22 protein-coding genes and 1 pseudogene are annotated in these 24,434 nt (G+C 60.0%); 9 read left to right on the top strand and 14 right to left on the bottom strand.

All coding sequences use genetic code 11. The features are described from left to right. From AC54XV_RS12615 to AC54XV_RS12605, 3 genes are all read right to left on the bottom strand, one after another. Entirely contained in the window at positions 1-432 is a 432-nt protein-coding gene (locus tag AC54XV_RS12615) for an HhH-GDP family DNA glycosylase (RefSeq protein WP_003405571.1), read from the bottom strand. 174 nt (positions 433-606) lie between these two features. Next, complete coding sequence (locus tag AC54XV_RS12610; RefSeq protein ID WP_057457934.1) at positions 607-1,467, bottom strand: CAP domain-containing protein; 861 nt, start codon at positions 1,465-1,467, stop codon at positions 607-609. A 111-nt stretch (positions 1,468-1,578) separates the two neighbouring features. Then, entirely contained in the window at positions 1,579-1,821 is a 243-nt protein-coding gene (locus tag AC54XV_RS12605) for a hypothetical protein (protein ID WP_057457933.1), read from the bottom strand. Between the two features lie 206 nt (positions 1,822-2,027). Here AC54XV_RS12605 and AC54XV_RS12600 point away from each other — a divergent pair, with 206 nt between their 5' ends. Continuing rightward, positions 2,028-3,341 carry an APC family permease gene (locus tag AC54XV_RS12600; RefSeq protein ID WP_024643222.1) on the top strand — a complete coding sequence of 438 codons (1,314 nt, stop codon included), beginning with the start codon at positions 2,028-2,030 and terminating at the stop codon, positions 3,339-3,341. Positions 3,342-3,358: 17 nt separating this feature from the next. On the opposite strand, the gene AC54XV_RS12595 is transcribed toward AC54XV_RS12600, so the two are convergent. Continuing rightward, positions 3,359-4,090, bottom strand: coding sequence for a TetR/AcrR family transcriptional regulator (locus AC54XV_RS12595; RefSeq protein ID WP_496718785.1), 732 nt, complete (start codon positions 4,088-4,090; stop codon positions 3,359-3,361). Between the two features lie 289 nt (positions 4,091-4,379). Between AC54XV_RS12595 and AC54XV_RS12590 the strand changes: the two genes are divergently transcribed. The 4 genes and pseudogenes from AC54XV_RS12590 (at position 4,380) to AC54XV_RS12575 (ending at position 8,867) form a co-directional block, all read left to right on the top strand. Continuing rightward, positions 4,380-5,999, top strand: a complete 1,620-nt coding sequence (locus AC54XV_RS12590; protein ID WP_201025280.1) for an FAD-dependent oxidoreductase — start codon at positions 4,380-4,382, stop codon at positions 5,997-5,999. Positions 6,000-6,033: 34 nt separating this feature from the next. Next, entirely contained in the window at positions 6,034-6,813 is a 780-nt protein-coding gene (locus AC54XV_RS12585; RefSeq protein ID WP_058398502.1) for a MipA/OmpV family protein, read from the top strand. Between the two features lie 51 nt (positions 6,814-6,864). Further along, a pseudogene (locus AC54XV_RS12580) lies at positions 6,865-7,561 on the top strand (response regulator transcription factor). Next, positions 7,554-8,867 carry a sensor histidine kinase gene (locus AC54XV_RS12575; protein ID WP_024659712.1) on the top strand — a complete coding sequence of 438 codons (1,314 nt, stop codon included), beginning with the start codon at positions 7,554-7,556 and terminating at the stop codon, positions 8,865-8,867. The pseudogene AC54XV_RS12580 and the gene AC54XV_RS12575 overlap by 8 nt, the downstream one beginning before the upstream one ends. Before the next feature lie 48 nt (positions 8,868-8,915). On the opposite strand, the gene araH is transcribed toward AC54XV_RS12575, so the two are convergent. From araH to AC54XV_RS12555, 4 genes are all read right to left on the bottom strand, one after another. After that, entirely contained in the window at positions 8,916-9,881 is a 966-nt protein-coding gene (gene araH, locus AC54XV_RS12570; protein ID WP_024643221.1) for an L-arabinose ABC transporter permease AraH, read from the bottom strand. Between the two features lie 40 nt (positions 9,882-9,921). Further along, a complete protein-coding gene (gene araG / locus AC54XV_RS12565) occupies positions 9,922-11,445 on the bottom strand; it encodes an L-arabinose ABC transporter ATP-binding protein AraG (RefSeq protein ID WP_024643220.1) in 1,524 nt (507 codons plus the stop codon). A 54-nt stretch (positions 11,446-11,499) separates the two neighbouring features. Then, positions 11,500-12,525: a substrate-binding domain-containing protein gene (locus AC54XV_RS12560; protein ID WP_024643219.1), complete on the bottom strand. Its 1,026-nt coding sequence runs from the start codon at positions 12,523-12,525 to the stop codon at positions 11,500-11,502. 192 nt (positions 12,526-12,717) lie between these two features. Beyond that, positions 12,718-13,590, bottom strand: a complete 873-nt coding sequence (locus AC54XV_RS12555; protein WP_058398501.1) for an SMP-30/gluconolactonase/LRE family protein — start codon at positions 13,588-13,590, stop codon at positions 12,718-12,720. 280 nt (positions 13,591-13,870) lie between these two features. On the opposite strand from AC54XV_RS12555, the gene AC54XV_RS12550 reads away from it, so the two are divergent. Beyond that, the gene (locus tag AC54XV_RS12550) at positions 13,871-15,019 is read left to right on the top strand and encodes an aldose epimerase family protein (RefSeq protein ID WP_058398500.1); all 1,149 of its coding nucleotides are present in this window, start codon (positions 13,871-13,873) and stop codon (positions 15,017-15,019) included. 50 nt (positions 15,020-15,069) lie between these two features. Here the strand turns inward: AC54XV_RS12550 and AC54XV_RS12545 are convergent, their stop codons facing one another. Genes AC54XV_RS12545 through AC54XV_RS12530 form a run of 4 tightly spaced genes read right to left on the bottom strand, consistent with a single transcriptional unit; the run spans position 15,070 to position 17,734 of the window. Further along, the gene (locus AC54XV_RS12545) at positions 15,070-15,966 is read right to left on the bottom strand and encodes a metal ABC transporter substrate-binding protein (RefSeq protein WP_058398499.1); all 897 of its coding nucleotides are present in this window, start codon (positions 15,964-15,966) and stop codon (positions 15,070-15,072) included. Between the two features lie 12 nt (positions 15,967-15,978). After that, positions 15,979-16,848 carry a metal ABC transporter permease gene (locus AC54XV_RS12540; RefSeq protein ID WP_058398498.1) on the bottom strand — a complete coding sequence of 290 codons (870 nt, stop codon included), beginning with the start codon at positions 16,846-16,848 and terminating at the stop codon, positions 15,979-15,981. Beyond that, positions 16,845-17,591: a zinc ABC transporter ATP-binding protein AztA gene (gene aztA, locus AC54XV_RS12535; protein ID WP_003405598.1), complete on the bottom strand. Its 747-nt coding sequence runs from the start codon at positions 17,589-17,591 to the stop codon at positions 16,845-16,847. Before aztA ends, AC54XV_RS12540 begins: the two co-directional genes overlap by 4 nt. Then, on the bottom strand, positions 17,588-17,734 hold the full coding sequence (locus tag AC54XV_RS12530; protein ID WP_153795665.1) for a hypothetical protein: 147 nt from the start codon (positions 17,732-17,734) through the stop codon (positions 17,588-17,590). The genes aztA and AC54XV_RS12530 overlap by 4 nt, the downstream gene beginning before the upstream one ends. A 213-nt stretch (positions 17,735-17,947) precedes the next feature. Here AC54XV_RS12530 and AC54XV_RS12525 point away from each other — a divergent pair, with 213 nt between their 5' ends. Beyond that, complete coding sequence (locus tag AC54XV_RS12525; protein ID WP_003405604.1) at positions 17,948-19,168, top strand: putative DNA modification/repair radical SAM protein; 1,221 nt, start codon at positions 17,948-17,950, stop codon at positions 19,166-19,168. Continuing rightward, positions 19,165-20,004 carry a TIGR03915 family putative DNA repair protein gene (locus AC54XV_RS12520; RefSeq protein WP_011267625.1) on the top strand — a complete coding sequence of 280 codons (840 nt, stop codon included), beginning with the start codon at positions 19,165-19,167 and terminating at the stop codon, positions 20,002-20,004. Before AC54XV_RS12525 ends, AC54XV_RS12520 begins: the two co-directional genes overlap by 4 nt. A 168-nt stretch (positions 20,005-20,172) precedes the next feature. Here AC54XV_RS12520 and AC54XV_RS12515 read toward each other — a convergent pair whose 3' ends face one another. Further along, complete coding sequence (locus AC54XV_RS12515) at positions 20,173-21,015, bottom strand: PhzF family phenazine biosynthesis protein (RefSeq protein ID WP_011267624.1); 843 nt, start codon at positions 21,013-21,015, stop codon at positions 20,173-20,175. 175 nt (positions 21,016-21,190) lie between these two features. Here AC54XV_RS12515 and AC54XV_RS12510 point away from each other — a divergent pair, with 175 nt between their 5' ends. Continuing rightward, entirely contained in the window at positions 21,191-22,036 is an 846-nt protein-coding gene (locus tag AC54XV_RS12510) for an NAD-dependent protein deacetylase (protein WP_058398497.1), read from the top strand. On the opposite strand, the gene AC54XV_RS12505 is transcribed toward AC54XV_RS12510, so the two are convergent. Beyond that, on the bottom strand, positions 22,033-24,396 hold the full coding sequence (locus AC54XV_RS12505; RefSeq protein ID WP_058398496.1) for a DNA polymerase II: 2,364 nt from the start codon (positions 24,394-24,396) through the stop codon (positions 22,033-22,035). The two genes, AC54XV_RS12510 and AC54XV_RS12505, sit on opposite strands and share 4 nt — an antisense overlap. Between the last annotated feature and the right edge of the window lie 38 nt (positions 24,397-24,434).

Genomic DNA, 24,434 nt, shown 5'->3' with positions numbered 1-24,434 from the left:
TCAATACAGCACCTTGCCGGCTTCGCGCATGAATATCTCAACAGTCTTGGGGCCGACACCGGCAAACTCGCAGAGTCGCTTCTCGAATTGCTTCCGATCCTCACTCACTTCGCGAATTCGACCTATCTTGCCCGCGTATTCGTCATTGAGCTTTGCGCACAGTGCAGACAGTCGATGCGCCGTTGACTCGTCGTAGCGCACATAATGTGCCTGCCCCAGCATGGCGACCAGTTCCCGGTGAGTGCAGTGAGCAAGCTTGCGCGGAGTGTCACGCTGATGCTTCTCGACGATAACGCGATAGGCCTCGCAGGCAATGTCTGCCTGAATGCGCTTGCCCATCAGAAAGCTGGCGACGAACCACTTGAATAAGGCCTTTTCGAGGTCCTCGCTGAAACAGATATTCAGTTCTGCAGCATCAATGGTTCGTTTCATGACGTCTGTTACACCTCGCTGACGTTGCCACCGGACGCACCGTTCAAGCGCGCCTCTTGTGGTACAACCGACCCTTGCTCATCAGCGGCGGTTTTCAAATAACATCGAACAGGCGACAAACGGTACCCGGCCTGACTGCCAGGTGAGCAAGATCGCTACGGTGCTGGCTGCTGATCAGGGCGCACCAAACAGCATGGTCCAGTACACACCGTAATCAGCATGGGTAGCCGTCGCATAAGCCGCGCCGACTTCGGTAAACATCGGGTTCATCAGGTTGGCGCAATGCCCCGGGCTGGCCAGCCAGCTCGCCATGGCCTTGCTGGCCGTGCTCTGCCCCGCGGCGATGTTTTCACCGATCTGCCGTCCGCCGTAACCGGCAGCACGCGCGCGATCTGCCGGCGAGTCATTATCGAAACCGCGATGGGTAAAGTAATTCTCGCTGGCCATAGACTGGCTGTGCCCCTGCGCGGCCGTTTCCAGGGTGGTATTCCAGCTCAACGGCCGAGCCGACGGGAAAGGCCGCTTGCCACACATGCGCGGCTTGGCACGCGCGGCGTTGACCTGCGCCAGCAGCGCCCGTCCAGCCGAGCGCGCGTCTTCAAGGCTCTCGTCGATCAACGGTTTCGCCAGCACCACACGCCAGTCGCTCCCCTGCCGGGTGATGCCGATGTCCGCGTATTGCGGGTCGAGCAACGCACCGCAGTAGCGGCTCCTGAGCATGTCGAACGCTGCGTCGGCGCTTTGCACACCGGCCAGTCGTACGGTCCGCACAGTGACCGCCTGATAGCCGGATGCCTTGAGTGCGTCACGTAAATTACCGCTGAAACCGATCGGCAGTACCACGCTGGAATTGAGCGCCAGGGCTCTGGAGATGTTTGTCGTACGCGCTTCGCAACGCTGCGGCTGGCCGCGAAAATCATTGATTGCCTGGACCAGTTGTCGTTCTTCGGCAGCACTGACAGGGCTCGCGTAGATCGGCAACAGAGCGACCAGATACAACCAGATGCGCCAGGAAAAACGGGGCAATGCGGGCATGAGAACAGACTCTGGAAGGAAACAGCGTGGCATCAATTTCAGGGCCGGAATAAGACCTGGAAAATTGCTTATGGTTCACGCCGCACGCTTGAGGATGGCGCTGCCATTCGCTCAAAGCTTGCCGATCTCTCCAGTGGCCTCACCTATGCTGGCAAGCGTTACTTCCATATCATCGATGGCCTGTTCCAGCGTCGCGAACGATTGTTCAATGACCTCCCTGTCGTCCACCGTCTGATGACCGCGCAGGCTTTCGGCACGCTCGAGTTCACTGAGCTGCAGATCAGCCACTTCCTTGCGTAACACTTGCAGGGTTGCCCAGACTGACCTGAACTGTTGTTGGCTGCTATGACTCATGTGCGCCTCTTGGCTGATCCATCAAATGTCTCATTGAGACCTCTGCGCGACGCAATGCTCCACCTTTTTTGCAAGCAGTGTCTATTGCAGCATCAAGCCGGCAAACAGCGCCGCTGGTCCAGGCCAGCCACCATCGTTTTGAATTTACCTGTCGCGCGACGCTCTGCTGTTGATACCCGCACCTGCAGAGAAAGGAATCCTTGACCATGGCCACTGCCGAGACTTCATCGCTGCGCCGGGCAATCACGGCGCCCATGCTGACCCTGTTCATCCTTGGCGATGTGCTCGGGGCGGGCGTCTACGCATTGGCCGGCACGATCGCCGGACGCGTCGGCGGAGCTATCTGGGCGCCCCTGCTGATTGCCCTGTGCTTTGCCTTGCTGACCGCAGCGTCCTACGCCGAACTGGTGACCAAATACCCGCGTGCGGGCGGTGCCGCGGTGTACGCCGAAAAAGCCTTCGGCAAGCCGCTGCTGTCGTTTCTGGTTGGCTTCTCCATGGTCGCAGCAGGCGTTACCAGCGCTGCCGGGCTGGCCGTGGCGTTCGCCGGCGACTACTTCCAGGCGCTGCTCGACTGGCCTGCGCAGTGGGTCTGCGTGGCATTTCTGGTCATCGTCGGCCTGCTCAATGCACGCGGTATCAAGGAATCGCTTTCAGCCAATCTGGTCATGACGGTCATCGAGCTGAGCGGCTTGCTGATGGTGATCGCGGCAGCGATCTGGTTCGTCAGCCAGGGGCAAGGCGTGCCGCAACGGGTGTTCGAACTGGATAGCGCCTCGCCTGCGACGGCGATTCTCGGCGCATCGCTGCTGGCGTTCTATTCGTTCGTGGGGTTTGAAACCTCGGCCAATCTAGCCGAAGAGATCAAGGACGTGCGCAAGGTCTATCCACGTGCCCTGTTCGGCGCGCTGCTGGCGGCGGGTGCGGTGTACATGCTGGTTGGCATGGGCGCAGCGATGGTCCTGCCCGTCGAGCAACTCAAGGATTCGCAAGCCCCCCTGATGGACGTGGTCAGTGCCTCGGGCCTTGGCATACCTGCGCCGTGGTTTGCGGTCATTGCACTGATTGCGGTGGCCAACGGCGCACTGCTGACCATGATCATGGCCAGCCGACTGACCTTCGGCATGGCGCGCGAAGGCCTGTTACCTGCGGTGATGGGTTCGGTGCTGCCCAAGCGGCGCACGCCGGGGCTGGCAATTCTGGCGACCACACTGGTGGCCATTGCCCTGTCCTTCACCAGCACCCTGACCATCCTCGCCGAAACCGTCGTGCTGTTGCTGCTCTTCGTGTTTCTCAGCGTGAACATCGCCGTGCTGGTACTCAAGCGCGACAAGGTCGAAGCCGGGCACTTTCAGGTCCACTGGGTTATCCCGCTGCTGGGCATTCTTTCGTGCCTGTTGCTGCTCACTCAGCAAGGTCCGGAAACCTGGCTGCGGGCAGGCATCATGCTGGCGGTCGGTGCTGCGCTTTACGGACTGACCCGGCTGGGCAGCTCGGCGTTCGCTTCGCATCCCCGCTGAACGGCGCAGTCATTGCTTCAGCGCTTGCCGGTGCCTTGCTGGAGCCCGGCAAGCGCAAGATCCAGACCGTCGATGATGAGCTGCAAGCCGAACCTGAACTCATCCTCCACGGAAACGCCAGGTAAATGGCGTCCGGCAGCCGCAATCGCCGGGTATTCATCCGCACCCAGTGCGGAGAAAAACTCGACCAGGTCCTCGCCGTCCGAGGCTTTGCTTGCAACGTTTGAATGCTGCTGTATGGCGAAGCCCAGTACATAGTGAGCGACCGACGTATAGGCGCGGGCAGCCAGTTCGGCAGGAAACCCGTTGGCCAGAAACAACGCAATGCCCTGCTCGCGGCGCTTGAGCCCGTTAGGTCCGATCGGTATCTGAGACACCAACAGCGGCAAGATACCCGGATGCTTGCGCAATACGCGATAAAGGCGTTCGGCGCCTGATGCGCAGGCTTTTTGCCAGGCATGCTCATCGCCGCCCTGCTCCTGCGGTGCTCCTTCAGCGGCATCGGATTGATCCGCACTCATTTCGCCCAGCACGCTATCGACCACGTAAACCAGTATCTCGTCCTTGCTGGCGAAATGCCGATAGAGCGTCGCTGTACCGGACTCGAGCCGCTCCGCAAGCATGCGCATATTGAACGCCTGCGCGCCGACCTCGTCGACCGCCTCCAGGGCAGTTGCAATGATCCGTTCTGCCGAAACGGAAGGCCTGCCTCGACTTCTGCTTTTTTCCACGCGACGTACGCGGTTCATCCACCAGCGAGGGCTTCCAGGAACGGCTTGGCAATTCAGGTCTTCAGTCATTTGCAGATTATAAGCCCAACGTGATCGATTACCGCCACCCCGGTGATGCGCCAACCTGGATCACCGTCCGTCTGCTTGGCTGCCTTGTGAATGATCTGATTTATTGACACAACCCTATTTCGGATACATCGTATCCGAAATAGGAGAGGCAACCACCTGCCGCTGGAAGTGGCCTACACAAAAGTGGAGTTCAGGTATGTCAGACGGCGATATTCATTTCCAGTCAAACACCTTTAAATTGAATACACATCAGCCTGTTGAGCAGGACGTTTGCGACGTCCTGATAATCGGCTCGGGGCCGACCGGACTGACGCTGGCCTGCGATCTGGCCAGGCGCGGGATCAAGGTCAGAATCATTGAAAAATCGGCTGTCCCCTTCAATGGTTCTCGCGGCAAAGGCATACAACCACGAACGATCGAGGTGTTCGATAACCTTGGCGTCGCCCAGCCATTGTTGGGCGTCGGTCAGCTTTATCCGCCGATGAAGTTTCATGTTTCTTTCCTGAAGATCAAATGGAACATGATGAAGTACCAGAAACAGACAGCGGATATCCCGTACCCGAACGTCTGGCTCGTACCGCAATGGCGCACAGAGCAGGTGTTGCGTGATCGACTGGCTGAACTGGGCACTCAGGTTGAATGGAACACTGAAGCACTCCAGATCAAACAGGATGCCGAAGGTGTCTCTGTTCGGGTTGCACGTCAGGGAGAGCCTCGCATCGTGCATGCCCGCTATCTGGTCGGCGCTGACGGCGGCAAGAGTTTTGTGCGCAAACAGCTGGGCGTGAACTTCACGGGCTCCACGTCTCAGGAAGGCCGGATGATCGTTGGCGATCTGCACGTAGAGGGGCTTTCCCGGGATGCATGGCACATATGGCCGACGCGCAAAGGTGGAATGATCGGCCTGTGTCCGCTTCCGCATTCGAACCTGTTCCAGCTGATGATGCGTCTGGACGCCGACGAACCCGCTCCGGAACTCTCAGAGCATGCTATCCAGACCCGCTGGCTGGCAGCTACGGGCTCCAGGAAGATTCACCTGCACAGCCCGACCTGGCTTTCGGTATTCCGCCCCAATGTGCGGCTGGCCGAGCGCTATCGGGTCGAGCGGGTGTTCCTCGCCGGCGACGCCGCCCATGTGCATACCCCCGCAGGTGCTCAAGGCCTCAACACGGGCGTGCAGGACGCCTGGAATCTGGGCTGGAAACTGGCAGCGGTGCTGGACGGCGCGCCCGAGGCACTGCTCGACACTTACGAAGAGGAACGCAGGCCTGTAGCTGCTGCGGTGCTGGAGTTGTCCAGCGAACTCTTCAATAACACCACTGGCACCGGCTTGCCCACATTCAGGCGTGGCGACAAGGAGCGGCAGTTATTACTCAACTACCGCGCCAGCTCGCTTTCCGTGAACAGCGCCGACATCGTCGATGGCAAGGTCCAGGCAGGTGATCGCGCACCCGATGCCACCTGCTCGCAGCAGCACGGCGGACGCACACGATTGTTCGACGTTTTCAGAGGTGGGCATTTCACCTTGCTGGCCTTCGGTACGCAGGCCATCGCTGCAATAAATACTTTCGGCAGCCGCGACGAGCGATTCCTGCAGGCAGTTGCGGTTCGCCCCGCGCACGTCAGTAATGACCGCTACGGTCTGGTCGATGAAACCGGTCAGGCACGTGACGCTTACGGCGTAAGCCTTCAGGAAAACATCATCTTTCTGATACGTCCCGACGGGTACGTCGGCCTGACCGCCACGGACGATTTCGTACCGGCAGTCCAGCGTTACCTGGCCACCCTGTCTCGCACACCTGACTCTCTCGCTGGCAGCGACGCCGACATGCAGGCGACACGCGCAGTCGCACACTGATGCACGCCAGAAAGACCACTCAGAGAGCCTCGACATGAAGCACCTTTTCCTTCCTGCACTGACTGTTGTCGTATTGCCTGCCCTGTCTTTACAGCTGGCCCACGCCGAACCGGGCGATTTCAGTCTGGGCCTGGGCGCCGCCATCAGCGAAAGCCCTTACGCAGGCGTCGGCACGCAGGTCAACCCGATCCCGCTGATCAGGTACGAAGGAGAACGCTTTTACGTCAACGGCGTAACAGCGGGTTACCACCTGATCAACACCGAGTCGTTTGCCCTCGATGCCATTCTTGCGCTGCAGATGGACGGTATTGATCGTGACGATTTCGGTCGTCGCGAACTGGCTCGAAACGGCATCAACCGCGACCTGCTGGAAGACCGCGACAATGGCATCGACGCCGGATTGGCGGCAAAGCTGCGCGGTGATGCCGGCCTGCTTGAACTGGTCGCCAAAAACGATATCAGCGGTGCCAGCGATGGCTATTCGTTAAACCTCGAATACGCGTACCCCTTTACCTTGGGCAACACCCGCTTCAAACCCAACATCGGTGCCACCCACCTGTCCGGCAATAGGGTGGATTACTATTACGGCACCCTGAACGAGGAAGAACGACGCGGCATTGCCGAGTATCGTCCCGGTAGCGCCACAGTGTCCTATGTCGGCATTGGCTTTTCTCAGCCAATCGGTAAACAGTGGGAAGTCTCGGGTAACCTGCGCTATAGCGCCCTGCCGGATGAACTGAGCGACAGCCCGCTGTTGGAGCACGACACAGACAGCTCGACGTCGATGTTCATCGGCATATCGCGAAAGTTCTGATGCTGAACTACCACCCTATGCTGCCTTGAAACAACTCACCGGGAGCTCGCCGTGCTCGAACGATCACTGAGCGTCTTGATTGTCGAAGATAACCTGGCGCTGGCCGCCAACATGTTTGATTACCTGGAGGCTTGCGGGCATACGCCGGACGCCGCACCGGATGGCAAGTCGGCCATCCGCCTGCTCGCGGAAAACCGTTACGACGTCATTGTGCTGGACTGGATGATGCCGCGCATGGACGGGATCTCACTGCTGCGTCATCTGCGCAATGAATTGAATAACCCGGTGCCAGTCTGCCAAGGACCAGCTGGATGACAAGCTGGAAGGCTTTGAATCGGGTGCGGATGACTACATTGTCAAACCACTGGCCTTGCCTGAACTGGAGATTCGCCTGCGAGTGCTGGCAGCGCGTAACCACACGCGGGCAGACAGGCGACAAATACTGGAAATCGCTGACCTGCGCTTCGATCTCGGCACGCAATTGGTGACGCGCGATGGCATACCGTTACCGTTCTCGCCGATCCGACGAACGCTGCTGGAGGTGCTGATGCGCAACTCACCGCACGTGGTCACACGCACGCAACTCGAATCACTCGTCTGGGGTGACAGCGTGCCCGATGGCGATCTGCTGCGCTCGCACATGCACCTGCTCAGAAAAACCATTGATGGCGAGCGTGCTGCCGGGCAAAAATTGCTGCATACCGTGCAGGGCATCGGTTTTCGTCTGTGCGTGTGCGCACATGATTGACTTCGCTCGCCGACGTGGCAGCCTGCATCGCCTCGTCAGCGTGATAATTCTCGGTTTCGGGCTGCTGATGACCACCGGCCTGACCACCCTCGCGTTCATGAGCCAGGACCTTGTTGATCATCCGATCTGGAAGGATCTGCTTGAGACCGCGACCGCCAACACGCTTGCAGACGACGTGCTGCCCGCGGCGCAGAAAGACGCCAGGATCCAGGTCTGGAAACTGTCAGGCAGCACGCCGGCAGCCGGCATGCCGCCCTCTCTCGCTGCACTCGCACCTGGCTATTACAGTGAGGGCGATCTGGACCGCCAGGACGCTGACAATGGCGATCGCGACTATGCGGTGCTGGTGACCTCGCTTGGCAGAGAGCGCCTGATCGCCGCCATCGATATCAGCGATCTGGAGCGGGAGCAGAACTTCATCGCGCTGATCGGGGCGATGTTTCTGGTACTCAATCTGATTCTGATCATTGCTGTGATCGCCTGGTTGTACGTGCGCTTGCATCTTCCGGTTCAGGGGCTTGCACTGGGCATGAAGCAACTCGACCCGGAACACCCCGCTCAGCGATTGTCAGTGCACTACGCTCAGGAAGAGCTCAAGGACATTGCCTGCGGCATCAACGCGCACCTGGAACGGGTCGAACAATTCATGGCCCGCGAACGCGCGCTGCTGGATCAGGCCAGCCACGAGTTCCGCACGCCCATCGCCGTGATCAGCGGTGCGCTGGATATCCTCGCCAGGCAGAAACTGCCGCCGCGTGCAGCGCCGCCACTGCAACGCATGCGAGCCACCGTGGAAAACCTGACGGAAATCATGGTTGCACTGCTTTACCTGTCGCGTGAGCCGTTGACCTCCAACCGGGATGACCCGATCGAGCTCGACCGCCTGCTGCCCGGCCTGGTCAAGGATCATGAGCATTTGCTCGACGGCAAGCCGGTGAAGTTCTCGGTGCAGATCCACCAGACCCTGACTCTGCACGTGCCGGAAGCAATGCTACGCATTGCCGTCGGCAATCTGTTGCGCAATGCGGCGGATAACACCTACGACGGCACCGTCGCTGTGCGACTCAAGGATGATGTGTTGAGCGTGACCGATTCGGGTGAAGGGTTCGACACCGAGCAGGCTTCCCGGCATTACCTGTCGCTGCTGAGAAACCCGATCAGGACGGGCAGTGGCAAAGGCCTCGGGCTGTTTCTGGTGCGACGTATCTGTGAACGCTTTCAGTGGACACTGACGCTGGAGTCAATGCCGACGCTGGGCACCCGGGCAGGACTCGACTTCCGCAGTCGGCCCGTTGACCCGCAATAAAAAGCCCCTGCCATACATAGACAAGGGCTCTTTAACTGCGCTGGCCGGTCAGCGGCGCTTCATGCGGTCGATGATCACCGCCAGCAACAGGATCGTGCCGCGAATCACATACTGGTAGAACGTATCGATGTTCTTCAGGTTCATCGCATTCTCGATGATTGCAAGAATCAGCACCCCGGCGATGACGTGACGGATCATGCCGATGCCGCCACTCAGCGAAACCCCGCCCAATACGCATGCAGAAATGATCGTCAGCTCGAAACCCTGCCCGATCATCGGCTGCCCCGAGGTCATGCGCGAGGCCAGTACCACACCCGCCAGCGCACCGACCAGGCCGTGGACGGCGAAGATGATGATCTTGGTACGGTCCACGTGGACACCCGCCAGCAGCGCGGCTTCCTGGTTGCCGCCGATGGCCATGGTGTTGCGCCCGTAAGTGGTGTAGTTGAGCAACCAGCCGAAGAATATGAAGCAGGCGATGGTGATCAGAATCGGTACTGGCACGCCGTATATCTGGCCACTGCCAAAGATGAAGAAGTCCTCGTTGGAGACACCGACAGCCTTGCCGTTGGAGAAAATGTACGCCAGGCCGCGCACGATCTGCATCGTTGCCAGGGTCGTGATCAGGGCATTGATACGCAGCTTGGCGATCACGATGCCGTTGATCAGGCCCACTACCAGGCCGAGCGCCAGGGCTGCCGAGACGCCCAGAAATACACTGTCGGTGTCGCGGATGACGATACCGGCGATCACCCCGGAACAGGCCAGCACCGAACCGACCGAAAGGTCGAAGTGCCCGGACGCCAGGCAGAAGAGCATGGTGCAGGCAGCGATACCCACCGTGGAAATCGCCAGGCCCAGACCGCGCATATTCAGCGGCGACATGAAGTTATCGATGAACACGGCACACAGCAGGAAGATCCCCACGGCCGCCAGGAGCATCACCCAGTCATCGGCAAAACGACGCAGGTTCATGCCCTGACGGGGAGCCTGCAGGCTGGATTCGGTAGACATACGCACCTCTTTTTTATTGTTCATGGTCAGGAACCGATTTTCAGCCGCGCGTGCGAGGCAGAGCCAATTGCAGGAGTCGCGACTCGTCAGCCTCGTCGCGATTGAGTTCGCCGGTGATTGCGCCTTCGCTCATCACCAGAATGCGGTCTGAAATACCCATCACTTCCATCAGATCGCTGGAGACCACAATCACCGCAATACCGTCCGCGGCCAGGTTGTGAATGATCTCGTAAATCTCGGACTTGGCCCCGACGTCGATCCCGCGAGTCGGCTCGTCCAGCAGCAGGACTTTCATGGGCATCGACAGCCAGCGGCCAAGAATCGCCTTCTGTTGATTGCCGCCGGAGAGGAACATGATCTGCTGCTCGGGCGATGGCGTCTTGACGTTCATCGACTTGATCTGGCTGCGTGCGTTGTCACGCTCCCAGCGACCCTGAATCAGGCAACCGAGGTTCACGTGCCGGGGGCGCGCACCGATGTTGATGTTCTCTGCGACGCTGGACAGCGGCACGATGCCTTCTTTCTTGCGGTCCTCCGGGCAGAGCAGAATTCCGGCCTCGATGGCATCACGTGGTGACTTGAGTGTCAGCGGTTTGCCGTCCAGTTGCAGGGTGCCTGCAGAGCTGCGGGTAAGCCCCGAGAGCAGGCGAAACAGCTCGGTACGCCCGGCGCCGACCAGGCCGAAGAAGCCCAGCACTTCGCCCTTCTGCACGGCGAAGGTGACCGGCTCGTGCAGGCCGGGCCCCAGCAGACCGGTGACACGCAGACTTGGCCCTTGATGCTGGCGCGGACGGTAGTTGTAGATGTTCTGGATATCGCGACCGACCATGCAGGTCACCAGTCGGTCATGGTCGAGATCGGCCATTTGCTCGAACGTCTTGACGAAGCGTCCGTCCTTGAACACCGTCACCGCATCACAGACGCGGAAGATTTCTTCCATGCGATGCGAGACGTAAAGAATCACTCGGCCCTCGTCGCGCAGGCGCACGATGATTGCCATCAGTCGGTCGATCTCACGCGCCGACAGGCTGCTGGTGGGCTCGTCAAAGGCGATGACATGAGCATTGCGCGACATGGCCTTGGCGATCTCGACCAATTGCCGCTGCCCCAGCGAAAGGTCGCCCAGGCGTGTGTGCGGGTCAATTTCGTCAGCCAGCCCCTTGAGCAGCTCGCCGGCGCGGCGATACATCGCACCGCGATTGATCAGACCGAAGCGATTGGGCATGTGCCCGAGCAGCAGGTTCTCGGCAACGGTCATTTCCGGCACCAGATGCAGCTCCTGGTGAATTACTGCCACACCCGCCGCGATGCTCTCGGCGGTGGACTTGAACTGATAGCTCTGCTCGCCGATCTGCAAGGCGCCGCTGTTGGGCTGATAAGAGCCGCCGAGAATTTTCAGCAGCGTGGATTTACCGGCACCGTTTTCACCCATCAATGCATGGACGCTGCCGGGGCGCGCTTCGAAACTGATGTCCGAAAGCGCCTTGACGCCGGGGAAGACCTTGCCGATGCCGTTGAAGCGCAAGGCACCGCCTGCGGCGTATTGCTCGATAGCCTGTTGCATGAACCAATCTCCTCGCACGTGTGAGGGGCCTGAACATCAGGCCCCTCGTTCAGCTCACTTCCACAGACCGATTTTGGTCAACACTTCCTGGAAGTTGGCGCGGGTGATCAGTGTCACGTCGTCCATGGCGGTGTACTTGGGTGGCTCCACGCCCTCGGTGACCCACTTATAGACGTGAAGTGCAGTGTTGTAGCCTTCCTTGTCAGGACTTGGCAGCATTGAGCCAAAGAAGCCGCTATCGGGTTTTTTCAGCTCCTCGATCGCATCAGTACCATTGATGCCGATCCCGATGACTCTGTTTTCTTTCGAGGTGGGGCGCAAGCCAGCGGACTCGGTAGCGCGTATGCCGCCGATGACCGTGTTGTCATTCATGCCACCGATGATCAGGTTCTTGAAGTCACTCGGCAGCTTGACCAGAGCCGAGTTGGTAGCCTCCATGCTGCCAGGTACATCAAGGGTTTTCTGTGCGGTGAACAGAATGTGATCTTTCGGCAAGCCGGCTTCTTCAAGCGACTTCACCGAACCATCCGTACGTTTTTTGCCGGTATCCAGCTCGTTGTAGGTGTTGATGATCGCGTAAGTGCCCTTCCAGCCATCCTTGTCCCATTCGCGTTTCTTCGCTTCGGTGGCCATGGCGGCGCCCTGTTTCTGGCCGACCTCGAATGCCGCCATCCCCAGGTAAGGCACGTCCTCCATGAAGTTGCCCTTGGCGTCGACAAAGCGATCATCCACGGCCATGACTTTCAATCCCAGCGCTTTGGCCTTGGCCACAATCGCAGGGCCGAGCGACACGTCAGGCGGGCAGATCACAAAACCCTTGGCACCGTTGGCGGCGAGGTTATCGATAGCGGTCAGGGTCTTTTCACCATCGGGCACGGCAATCTTGATGACGGTAAAACCATGCTCCTTGCCGGCTTTTTCAGCAGCGGCCCATTCGGCCTGGAACCACGGCTCTTCGGCCTGCTTGACCAGAAAGCCGATTTTGACTTCTTCGGCAGCGGAGGTGATGCCACTCATGCCCAGAATGGCGGTAGTGACAGCGGCACAGCACAGGGAACGAATCCCGTGACGACTCAACATAGCTAACTCCTTATTTTTATTGAATAGCTACAGCGACCAGCGAGGTGGCGGTTGCAAACGCCGGAGCGTCCGAAGCCGATCAAATAGTCATACCATATAACGGATGACCGCTATGTAACCTAATGTCACCCTTGCATCTACAACCACGCTCCCGTCGTAAACAGACGGCGGCGCGACGTGTTTCTCAACCTCTCAACCGGCGAACCGCTGACACGGCGTGCCCTTGACGCCAACCTGCGCCATCAGCAGCGCGCCGTCGAAGCGACCATTTGCATCGGCAGGCGCGGCACTGGTGACGTACAACGTTTCCAGGCCAGGACCGCCGAATACACAACTGGTGGGATGGCTGACCGGCAGCTCGACAACCCGGTCAACGCTGCCATCCGGGGCAAAGCGGATCAGGCAATTGCCACCCCAGCGCGCATTCCAGACATACCCTTCGGCATCCATCGCCGAGCCGTCGGGTGAGCCTCGATGGTGTTTTTCCGCCCATACCTTGCGTGGCCCCAGACCACCGTCTGCAAGCACCGGATAGTGATAAATGACGTCGTCCAGGGTATCGGCGCTGTACAGCACACTGCCCTCTTCATTCCACAGCAGGGTGTTGACGATGCCCTGCCCGTCCAGCAAACGAGTCACCCGGGCATCAGGTTCAACGCGGAACAACCCGCCTGAACGACGCACTAAAGGCACGTCGCCGCCCTCGGCATCGATGTTGTTCTGCATGCTGCCAAGCCAAAGGTGGCCGCGTGCATCGCACCTGGCTTCGTTGGCGCGATTGCCGGGTGTGGGATCTGCCACGCAGAACGGCAGCAAGGAAGTCTTGTCGGAGTCCAGGTCCAAACGATAGACGCCGCTGGCCAGTGTCACCAGTGCATCACCCTGCTCGGTCGGAATAAATGCGGAGACTGGCTCCGGCATGCGCCATTGGCGGATCTGCCCGGCGACCAGACGACACACCAGAAACCCGGCAATGTCGACCCAGTACAAAGCCTGCTGCTCGGCATCCCAGAAGGCGCCTTCGGCCAGCTTGAAGCGGTGCTCGGAAACGGGCAGCCAGTTCATGAAAAATGTCCTTTGTTATTGTTGTAAAGGCACTTTTGGATGTTTGTGTCGCGGTCTTGTCCAACCTCTGCCTGCGCCGACCCGTTGCACGGCGTTCGGGCTGCATGGCAAAAAATTCGACAGATCGGCTAAGGTAAGTCACAAGCCTTCCGCGACGATGGCACTACTAAATAGTATTACAATTTATTTTTCAAGCACCATTTTATAGGCTATACATCCATGCATCGGCTTGAATCCGATCAAATAGTCTTACCAATAACAATAAAAGCAGGCAGATCAGATGAAAAAACATGCGCTTCTCAGCACCCTTGGACTGTCCTTGATGATCAGCACCCTGACCGCACAGGCCGCCGCACTCTCCAGCGAACACAGCGCGTTCGGCCAACTGCCCGACGGCTCTGCCGTCGAAAAATACACCCTGCGCAACAGTCACGGCGTGCAGGCCAGCATCATCACCTACGGCGCGACGCTGCAATCGCTGCTGGTACCTGACAAGGCCGGCAAGGTCGAAGACATCGTCCTGGGTTTCGACGATGTGCAGGGCTACCAGAACAACGGTACGGTCTATTTCGGCGCGACCATCGGCCGCTTCGGCAACCGCCTCGCAGGCGGCAAATTCAGTCTGGATGGCAAAACCTATCAGGTCCCGCTCAATGACAAGACCAACGCGCTGCACGGCGGCACGCAGGGCTTTGACAAGCGTCTGTGGAAGGCAGAAGAAACCAAGAGCGGTGATTCGGTCGGCGTGAAGCTGACCTACCTGTCGCCGGACGGCGAGATGGGCTTTCCGGGTGCCCTGCTGACTGAAGTGACCTATAGCCTGAATGAAAAAAACGAGCTGAAGATCGACTACCGCGCCACCACCGACAAACCGACGGTGCTGAACCTGACCAACCACAGCTATTTCAACCTGGCCGGCGCTGGCAGTGGTGATGTGCTCAAACAGGTCGCCACCCTTCACGCCTCGCACTACACCCCGGTCAACGACAAGCTGATCCCGACCGGTGAACTGCCTGCCGTGGCTGGCACGCCCATGGACTTTCTCAAGCCCACCGCGTTCGGCAAACACATCAAGGATGATCACCAGCAGTTGAAATATGCCGAACCCAAGCAAGGCGGGTTTGATTTCAACTGGGTGCTCGACACCAAGGGTGACGTGAAGAAACTGGCCGCCGAGGTCAGCGATCCGCAATCAGGCCGCAGACTGCAACTGTTCACCACAGAGCCCGGCGTACAGCTGTACACCGGTAACTTCCTGGATGGCAGCATTCACGGCAAGGCTGGCAAGGTCTACCCGCACTGGGGCGCCTTTACCCTGGAAACGCAGCACTATCCCGATGCGCCCAACCAGCCGAAATTCCCCAGCACCCGACTGGATCCCGGCAAGGCCTACACCCAGACCACTGTGTTCAAATTCCTCAACGACTAAAGCGTTGAGCTGCCCGGCGCCTGTGATCAGAGCGCCGGGCAGCTTCAGGCTTACTGATTGCGCTTCATTGCCGCAGTCAGGGTATCGACGTTGTAACGGAACATCTTCGCGTAGGTAGGTGCCGGGCCGTCGGCTGGCGACAGGGATTCCACGTACAGTTCACCCCCTGGTTGAGCGCCACTGGCTTCGGCTATCTGCTTGACCAGACGCGGGTCGCTGGAGTTTTCGAAGAAATAGGCACTGACATGTTCAGTCTTGATCTGACGGATCAGTTTCGACACATCGGCGGCCGACGCCTCAGACTCGGTAGACAAGCCCAGCGGCGACAGGAAGGTTACTCCGTAGGCATCGCCGAAGTAGCCGAACGCGTCATGAGAAGTAAGGATCTTGCGTCTGGCAGCCGGGATTGAACGGATCTGATCACGGGCGTAGGTATCCAGTTGCTGCAACTCGACGATGTAGCGATCACCATTGGCCTGATACACGCTGGCCCCTTCCGGATCGGCTTTCTTCAGCGCTGCGATGATGTTGCGCACATAAATCACGCCATTGGCCGCGCTGTTCCAGGCATGCGGGTCGACAATGCGCTTGCCGTCCTCATCCATGCTGCGGGTCTTGATACCCTCGGACAGCACCACCGGCTGCCCCTTGTAGCCTGAAGCCTTGATGAGACGATCCATCCAGCCCTCCAGATGCAGGCCGCTGACAAATGCCAGATCAGCGTTTTTCAGTGCCTGGGCGTCACTGGGTGTCGGCTCGTAGACGTGTGGATCGCCGTTCGGACCGATCAGCGATCTGACGTGCACACGATCACCGCCGACCGTACTGACCATGTCGGCAATGACCGTGAACGAGGCAACGGCTTCGAGCGGTTTGGCCTGGGCCAGGCTGGCGAATGCCGACAGCGCCAGTGCAGCCAGGGAACTCAACATCATCAATCGTTTCATGACGTACCTTTTTCAGTGAGCCAGGTGAGGTTTGGGAAACAGCCGGCGCACGATGCCCGTGCGCCCGAACAACAGGGAGATGCCGTAGAACGCACTGGCCGTGAGCACAATGGCCGGCCCCGAGGCGACGCCAAGGTGGTAGGAAACGATCAGCCCGATAAGCCCGGACAAGGTCGCGAGCAGCGTCGAAATCATCATCAGGCCACTCAGCGAGTGGGTCCAGAAACGTGCGGCGGTTGCCGGCAGCATCATCATGCCCACCGCCATCAGTGTGCCCAGCGCCTGAAAGCCTGCGACCAGGTTGAGCACCACCAGCAGCAGGAACAGAACGTGGTACAGCGAGCCGCGCCCGCCGACCGCACGCAGAAAGCCCGGATCGAAGCACTCCAGCACCAGCGGGCGATAGATGATCGCCAGCAGAATGAGGGTGAAGGAGGCAATACTGCCGACCATGTAGATCGCCGTGTCATCAATGGCCAGAATGGTGCCGAACAATACGTGCAGCAGATCGACGCTGGAACCATGCAGCGACACGATCAGCACCCCGGCGGCCAGCGAGGTCAGGTAGAAGCTGGCAAAGCTGGCGTCTTCGCGTAACGAGGTCAGTCGACTCACCAGACCGGACAGCAAGGCCACTGCCAGCCCGGCGATCAGGCCGCCGAACCCCATTGCCGGCAACGACAGACCGGCGACCATGAAACCCACCGCCGCGCCCGGCAGCACCGCATGGCTCATCGCATCGCCCACCAGACTCATACGCCGCAACATCAACAGCACGCCGACCGGCCCCGAGCCGATGCCCAGCGCCAGACACGCCACCAGCGCGCGGCGCATGAAGCCGAATTCGATAAACGGCTCAACCACCAGGCTATAGAGCATCATGCGTCGTCCTCGGCATCACACAACAAGGCATCCGGGCTCCAGTATTCAGCCATGTTGCGCGCCTTGCGCAGGTTGGCGTCGCTAAGCACATGCGAGGTCTCACCCCAAGCAATGGCTTCGCGAGCCATCAACAGGGTTTGCGGAAAGTGCTGACGGACCTGTTCGATATCGTGCAGTACGGCAATCACCGTGCGCCCCTGCCCGTGCCAGGCGCGCACCAGTTGCAACAGATCACGCGTGGTGCGCGCGTCGATGGCAGTGAACGGCTCATCCAGCAGAATCACCGAGGCGTCCTGCAACAGCAGCCTGGCGAACAACACCCGCTGAAACTGGCCAGACGACAGCGAGCCCACGCTACGCCCTTCAAAACCCTCAAGGCCGACAGTCGTCAGCGCCTCGCCGGTCAGACGCGCGTGATTGCGGGTCAGGCTGCGAAACGGGCCGATGCTGTGCCAGGCGCCCATCGAAACCGTATCCGCAACGCTCAGCGGAAAGCTGCGATCGATTTCTGCGGCCTGCGGCAGATAGCCAATTGTGCGGGTTGCCAGACGCCCCCGGTCGACGCGCCCCTGAGCAGGCTTCATGGTGCCGGCGATGGCCTTGATCAGCGTCGATTTACCCGCGCCGTTGGGCCCGACGATAGCCGTCAGGCTACCGGCCTCGAAGCGCCCGCTGATGTGGTGCACGGCCGGGCGGCGTTCATACGCCACCGTGAGGTTTTCCAGAGCGATGGCGGCACTCATGGAATCGCCACCGACCAGCCAATGGCCAGCCAGAGCAATATCAGTATCGCCAGGGAAAACAGGACGCGCTTCCAGGCCGACTGAGCCAGCACGGAACCTGCTATCGAAGCGCTTGCTGTCGAAGCGTCAGGAGGATTTTTCAAGTAAAAGTAACCTGCAACTATTTGTTACAGTATTACATATCAACCGGATAAATGTTATTAAATAACATTCATGCCGGCACCTTGCTTTCCAGCCACGCAGATAAACTCCCGCGCAGATCAGTTTCAGAATCGCCACGCACAACTCCGCCGTGCGGTACTTGTGACACTGCACGCCTCCCTATACTGTATATACAAACAGTCAAGGGGCACTTCATGCAGCTTATCGACAAGCTCAGCATTCTGGCAGACGCCGCCAAGTACGATGCGTCGTGCGCCAGCAGTGGAGCACCCAAGCGCAGCTCGCAGGACAAGTCCGGGCTCGGTTCCACCAATGGCATGGGCATCTGCCACAGCTATACGCCGGACGGGCGTTGCGTGTCGCTGCTGAAAATCCTCCTGACCAACTTCTGTCTTTACGACTGCCAGTACTGCGTCAACCGTCGCTCCAGCGATGTGCCCCGTGCGCGCTTCACTCCCGAAGAAGTGGTCACCCTGACCCTGGACTTCTATCGCCGCAATTGCGTGAGCGGGCTGTTTTTGAGTTCCGGGATCATTCGCTCCGCGGACTACACCATGGAGCAACTGGTCGAAGTTGCCCGGCTGTTGCGCGAGGTGCATGAGTTTCGCGGCTACATCCACCTCAAGACCATCCCTGACGCCGATCCGGCGCTGATCGAAAAGGCCGGCCGCTACGCCGACCGTCTCAGCGTGAACATCGAGCTGCCAACTGACCTGAGCCTGCAGACCCTGGCCCCGGAAAAAGACGTCGCGTCGATCAAGCAGGCCATGCAGACGATTTACACCGGTGAGCAGACGGTGCGCAACGAGCCTCGCTCGCCGCGCTTTGCGCCTGCCGGGCAGAGCACGCAGATGATTGTCGGTGCCGATGCCACCGACGACAGCACCATCCTGCACAGCGCGCAGTCGCTGTACAGCAACTTCAAGCTGCGCCGGGTCTACTATTCTGCGTTCAGCCCGATACCCAACAGCCCCAACAGCGTTCCCCTGGCGGCACCGCCTCTGATGCGCGAGCATCGCCTGTATCAGGCTGACTTTCTGCTGCGCGGCTATGGTTTTACCGCGGGTGAACTGCTCGACGGCCCCGGTGATCTGGCGCTGGACATCGACCCTAAACTGGCCTGGGCGCTGGGCAACCGCCAGGTTTTCCCGCTGGACCTGAACCAGGCGGACCCGGCGCTGATCGCCAGGGTGCCGGGTATTGGCATCCGCACCACGCAGCGGCTGGTCGAGCTGCGCAGACAGCGACGCATCCGCTACGAAGACCTCACCCGCATGCGCTGCATACTGGCCAAGGCCAAGCCGTTCATCATTACCAGTGATTACCACCCGCCGCACGCGGAAACCACCAGCGAGTTCCTGCATCACCAGTTGCGCGACCGGCCTCAGCCTCAGCAAATGGGCCTGTGGGGATGATCTGCCTCGACTGCGACGACCTGTTCGAGACCTGGCGACAACAGGCTCGCTGGCTGTTGAGCCATGAAATCGACCCCAGCCAGGTCAGCTGGAAGTCGCCGGATGCCGCCGACCTGTTCGGCAGTGAAGAAGAGTACCCCAGGGAAGCCGGGCCTTTTCAGGCACGGGTTCCGCTGGAGTTGGTGCAGTTGCTGGAGAGCGCCTCGCACTATCGGGGCGATCAGCGCTGGAGCCTTCTGTACGAAGTGTTGTGGCGCGTGACCCACGGTGATCGCACCGCCATGATGGCCGGTGACAAACTCGGCAGTGAATTGCATCGCCGCCTCAAATCGGTAAGGCGTGAGGCCCATCATCTGCATGCGTTTCTGCGGTTTGTCGCGCTGCCGCCCGTGGCTGCCGACGAAGCTCTGATGCGTCCGCAGTACGTGGCCTGGCACGAACCGGCCCACGATATTCTGCTCAGTGCCAGCGAGCATTTCATCGGCCGTATGGGTCAGCATCGCTGGATGATCGCCACGCCTCAGGACGGCGTGTATTACGACGGCCAACAACTGATTCATGAGCGACGCTGCCCGCAAGCCTGGCAGACCATGGCCCGGCAGGTGGAAGACCCGCATGGCGAACTGTGGCTGACCTACTACAGCCACATCTTCAACCCTGCGCGCCTGAACCCCAAGGTCATGGAAGGTCACTTCCCTTCGCGCTTCTGGAAAAACCTGCCGGAAGGCCCGCTGATCCCTGCCCTGATCACCCAGGCCCGCACCGGCAAGCAGCGTGACGGCCAGGCCAGCGACATCGCCGCCAGACGCGGCAAGAAGATTGCGCTGAAGGATTGAGCGCGTCGGTATACACAAGTCTGTTTTGACTAACGCGCCAATGCTCCGAGTTGGCATGCATTTCGTGACGCTCCGCGTCACACATCTGCTGCCTGGTATCAAGGGCAAAGGAGTCTAAGGCTTTGGTGCTGCCTGTATCTCGCACATGGGGCTTTCCAGCCCGATCCTCTAGAGCGTAACCCTTCCGTCGATGCACGTCACAGTCGAGCCGCCCACCCAGATATCCTCACCTGCACGCTGAACGGACACCCGCCCCTTGCGTCCGAGCGCAGTGCCCTGACTCACGACATAGCGCTCCGGTGCCAGGCCTTCCTCCAGGAACCAGCGAGCGATGCCGGCATTGAGACTGCCGGTCACCGGGTCTTCAGCCATACCGTCGCCGGAAACAAACGCACGCACCTCGAATTGGGCATCTACACCGTCCACATCAGCGTCCCACGCTCCGATAACGCCGATTTTCAAGCCGTCCAGTTGAACATGGTCAGGCTGCAGAGCAAGAACGGTTGCACGATCTTTCAGCCGCAGTGCGACCCAGCCAGGGCCATTATCGACCCAGCGGGCGTCCAGAATGCTCTCGGAAGCCAGCTTCAGACCGAGGCGAATCCGCTCGACAAACGTGGCGTCCACGGCGCCTGAGCGCAACAGCGGCGGCGCGGTAAATGCCAGCCCGGCGGCATCCTTGCGGATACGCACCAGGCCGATGCCGCATTCCTGAATGATTTCCTCACCGCGAGGCACGCCACCGCTTTCCAGCCAGGCGTGGCAACTGCCCAGGGTGGGATGGCCAGCGAACGGCAGCTCTTCAAGGGTGGTGAAAATACGCACGCGATAGTCGGCACGCGGGTCTGTCGGCTTGAGCAGAAACGTGGTCTCACTCAGGTTGGTCCAGCGGGCAAAGGCGGCCATCTGCTCGTCACTCAGCCCGTCAGCGCCCAGCACCGCCGCCAGCGGATTGCCGAGCAGAGGCTGATCAGTGAAGACATCCAGTTGCTTGAAATCGAACGAGCGCATCGGGGCGTCCTTTCCGGTATAAAAAACCAGAGTGCCACGTCCACAGCCGGGTGAACAACGGGATATTGAACCAACGTCGGCCACGGCGGCTCACAGCTGTGGCAGTCGCAACGCTACCTGCATGCCAGATGATAATGTGTCCAGTCACAAGAGGCAGGCCACCCGAGGTTCAAACATGCTCGACAGCCCAATCCGAGATCTGCTCGACACGCTATGCCAGGTAATGGCCGACAAACCGTTTCTGGTGGTGACCGGCGCAGGCATCAGCACCGCATCCGGCATTCCGGACTACCGCGACAAGAATGGCGTGCGGCGCGGCAAGCAGCCGATGATGTATCAGGAATTTCTCGGCAACCCTGCAGCGCGCCAGCGCTACTGGGCACGCGCCATGCTCGGCTGGCCGCGGATCCGCGCGGCACAGGCCAATGCCGCGCATCTGGCCCTGGCTGCGCTGCAGGCTGAACACGCCATTACCGGACTGATCACCCAGAACGTCGATGCACTGCACACACAGGCCGGAAGCCGGGACGTCATCGAGCTGCACGGCAGCCTGCACCGGGTGCTGTGTCTGGATTGCCAGCAGCGCAGCGACCGTGCAGGAATTCAAGAGCAGATGCTGGCGCACAACCTTTATCTGATCGGCGTCCACGCGACACAGGCACCGGACGGCGATACCCTGCTAGACCCGGCGTTCGAAGCCAGTTTCGAGGTGCCCCGCTGTCCGCACTGTGGGGGCGACAGGCTCAAGCCGGACGTCGTGTTCTTCGGTGAAAACGTCGCCGCGCAGACCGCTGCCAGGGCTACGCAAAGTGTCGAGGACGCAGAAGGTCTGCTGGTGGTGGGCACGTCATTGATGGCCTGGTCGGCATTCCGTCTGTGCAAGGCCATGGCCGAACAGGGCAAACCGGTCATCGCCATCAACCATGGCAAGACCCGGGCGGACGAGCTGCTTGAAATGAAGATCGAAGCGTCCTGTGAGCAGGCCTTGCCGTGGCTGGCCGAACAGTTGGTTTCGTTTTAAAACAGCCCCAACTGCCCACCGATCAGGGTGCTGAAATCGTCGTCAACGAACGGCAGGATGGCATCTGCCAGCGGTTGCAACTGGCGAGTCACGTAGTGATCGTAGTCAATCGGGGCGTGACGAATCTCCAGCGGTTCCGGCCCGGCGGTGGTCATCACGTAGCTGATCCAGCCGCCACTCTGGTACTGACGCGGTCGCCCCTGCTGGTCGTTGTATTCGTCGGCCAGCCGTGCAGCGCGTACATGAGGCGGCACGTTGCGCTGGTAGTCATCGAGCTTGCGACGCAAGCGCTTGCGGTAAATCAACAGGTCATCCAGCTCGCCTGACAGGGTGCATTGCACGTAGTCACGCACGTAATCCTGATACGGCTGGCGTTTGAAGATCCGCAGGTACAGCTCCTGCTGAAACTGCTGAGCCAGTGGCGACCAGTCGGTGCGTACCGTTTCGAGGCCCTTGTAGACCATCTCCTCGGAACCGTCAGCACGGGTCACCAGGCCGGCGTAACGCTTCTTGCTGCCCTCCTCCGCACCGCGCACGGTGGGCATCAGGAAGCGCCGAAAATGCGTTTCGTATTGCAGTTCAAGGGCACTGTGCAAACCGTACTCGGCGTGCAAGTGCTCGCGCCACCACTGATTGACCTGCTGCACCAGCGCCTTGCCGATGCTTGCTGCCTCCTCTTGCCCATGAGGACGGCCCAGCCAGACGAATGTCGAGTCGGTATCGCCATAGATCACCGTGTAGCCCTGCGCCTGAATGAGGTCGCGGGTCTTGAGCATTATTTCATGCCCACGCAGGGTGATCGATGAAGCCAGGCGCGGATCGAAAAAGCGACAGCCGCTCGAGCCCAACACGCCGTAGAAGGCATTCATGATGATTTTCAGCGCCTGGGACAAGGGGGCGTTCTGCTCGCGCTTGGCCGCTTCCCGACCTTGCCACACGCGCTCGACGATGGCTGGCAGGCTGTGACGGGTGCGCGAGAAGCGCGCGCCGCGAAAGCCCGGCACCGACTCGCTGTCCGCTGGATGGCGCAGGCCTTCGATCAAGCCCACCGGATCAATCAGAAAGGTACGAATGATCGACGGATAAAGGCTCTTGTAGTCCAGTACCAGCACCGACTCATACAGCCCTGGCTGGGAATCCATGACAAAACCGCCAGGGCTGGCCTCTGGCAGGCGCTCGCCCAGGTTGGGCGCCACGAAACCCTGGCGATGCATCAGCGGGATATACAAATGGCAGAAAGCCGCAACCGAACCACCGCTGCGGTCGGCAGGCAGACCGGTGACCGTGGCGCGCTCGAGCAGAAAGGTCAGCAATTGGGTCTTGGCAAAGATGCGCGTGACCAGTTCGCAGTCCTTGATGTTGTAACGCGCCAGCGCCGGTTTGTCCTCGGCGAACATGCGGTTGATTTCGTCCATACGCTGATAAGGCGTGTCGATGGCCTTGCCTTCGCCCAGCAGAGTCTGCGCGACGTATTCGAGGCTGAACGACGGAAAGCTCCAGGTCGCCGAGCGCAATGCCTCGATTCCGTCGATGATCAGCCGCCCGCTCACGTCGGCAAAAAAATGGTTGTTGCGACTGCCATGCTCACGCCAGCCCATCGCTTCACCGCCACGCCCAAGCCTTAACGGCACTTGCAGGCGCTGGGCATGCTCATGCAGCACGCGTAAATCGAACTGGATAACGTTCCAGCCGATAATCGCATCAGGGTCGTGCAGCGCCAGCCAGTCGTTCAGGCGTTCGAGCAACTGCGCGCGGGTATCGCAATAATCGAGCTGAAAATCCAGCGTCTCGTCACCACCGTTGGCCGGCCCCAGCATGTAGACCTGGCGCTGCCCACAGCCCTCCAGTGCAATCGAATACAGCTCGCCGCGGGCGGTGGTTTCGATATCCAGCGAGACCAGCCTCAGATTAGGACGGTAATCGGGCGATGGTCTGATCTGCGCGTCGCACAGCACCCCATCGGCATCCGGCGTGCCGCCAAACTGCACCGGCGCGGTGATGAAGCGTTCCATCAGGTAGCGTTCCGGCGGGCGAATGTCCGCTTCATAGACGTCTACATTGCCTCTGCGCAGCAACTTTTCGATGTTCATCAACTGGCGGTGCTGCTGGCAATACACACCCAGCACCGGACGGTGACGAAAATCACAGAGCTCAAGCGGACGCAGTTCTACGCCACGTTCGGTACGCAACAACGATCGGGCCCGCTCACCCTGTTCGGCAGGAATAAAGGCGACAGAGGGCTGGCAAGGCAGGCGAATATGGCGCGGGCCCTGATCGGTGGCCAACCAGAAGTCGACCTCGGTCCCGGCGGGCGTATCTTGCCAGTGCCGACTCAGGATAAAGCCCTGCTGTACATCCAACGCTGTTACCTCGACCGCCCGGTGAAACAAATGATTCT

The sequence above is a fragment of the Pseudomonas fragariae (ex Marin et al. 2024) genome (genome assembly GCF_059621105.1).
Note: the sequence above shows the minus strand (reverse complement) of the source record. Positions and strands in the feature narration are given on the sequence as shown.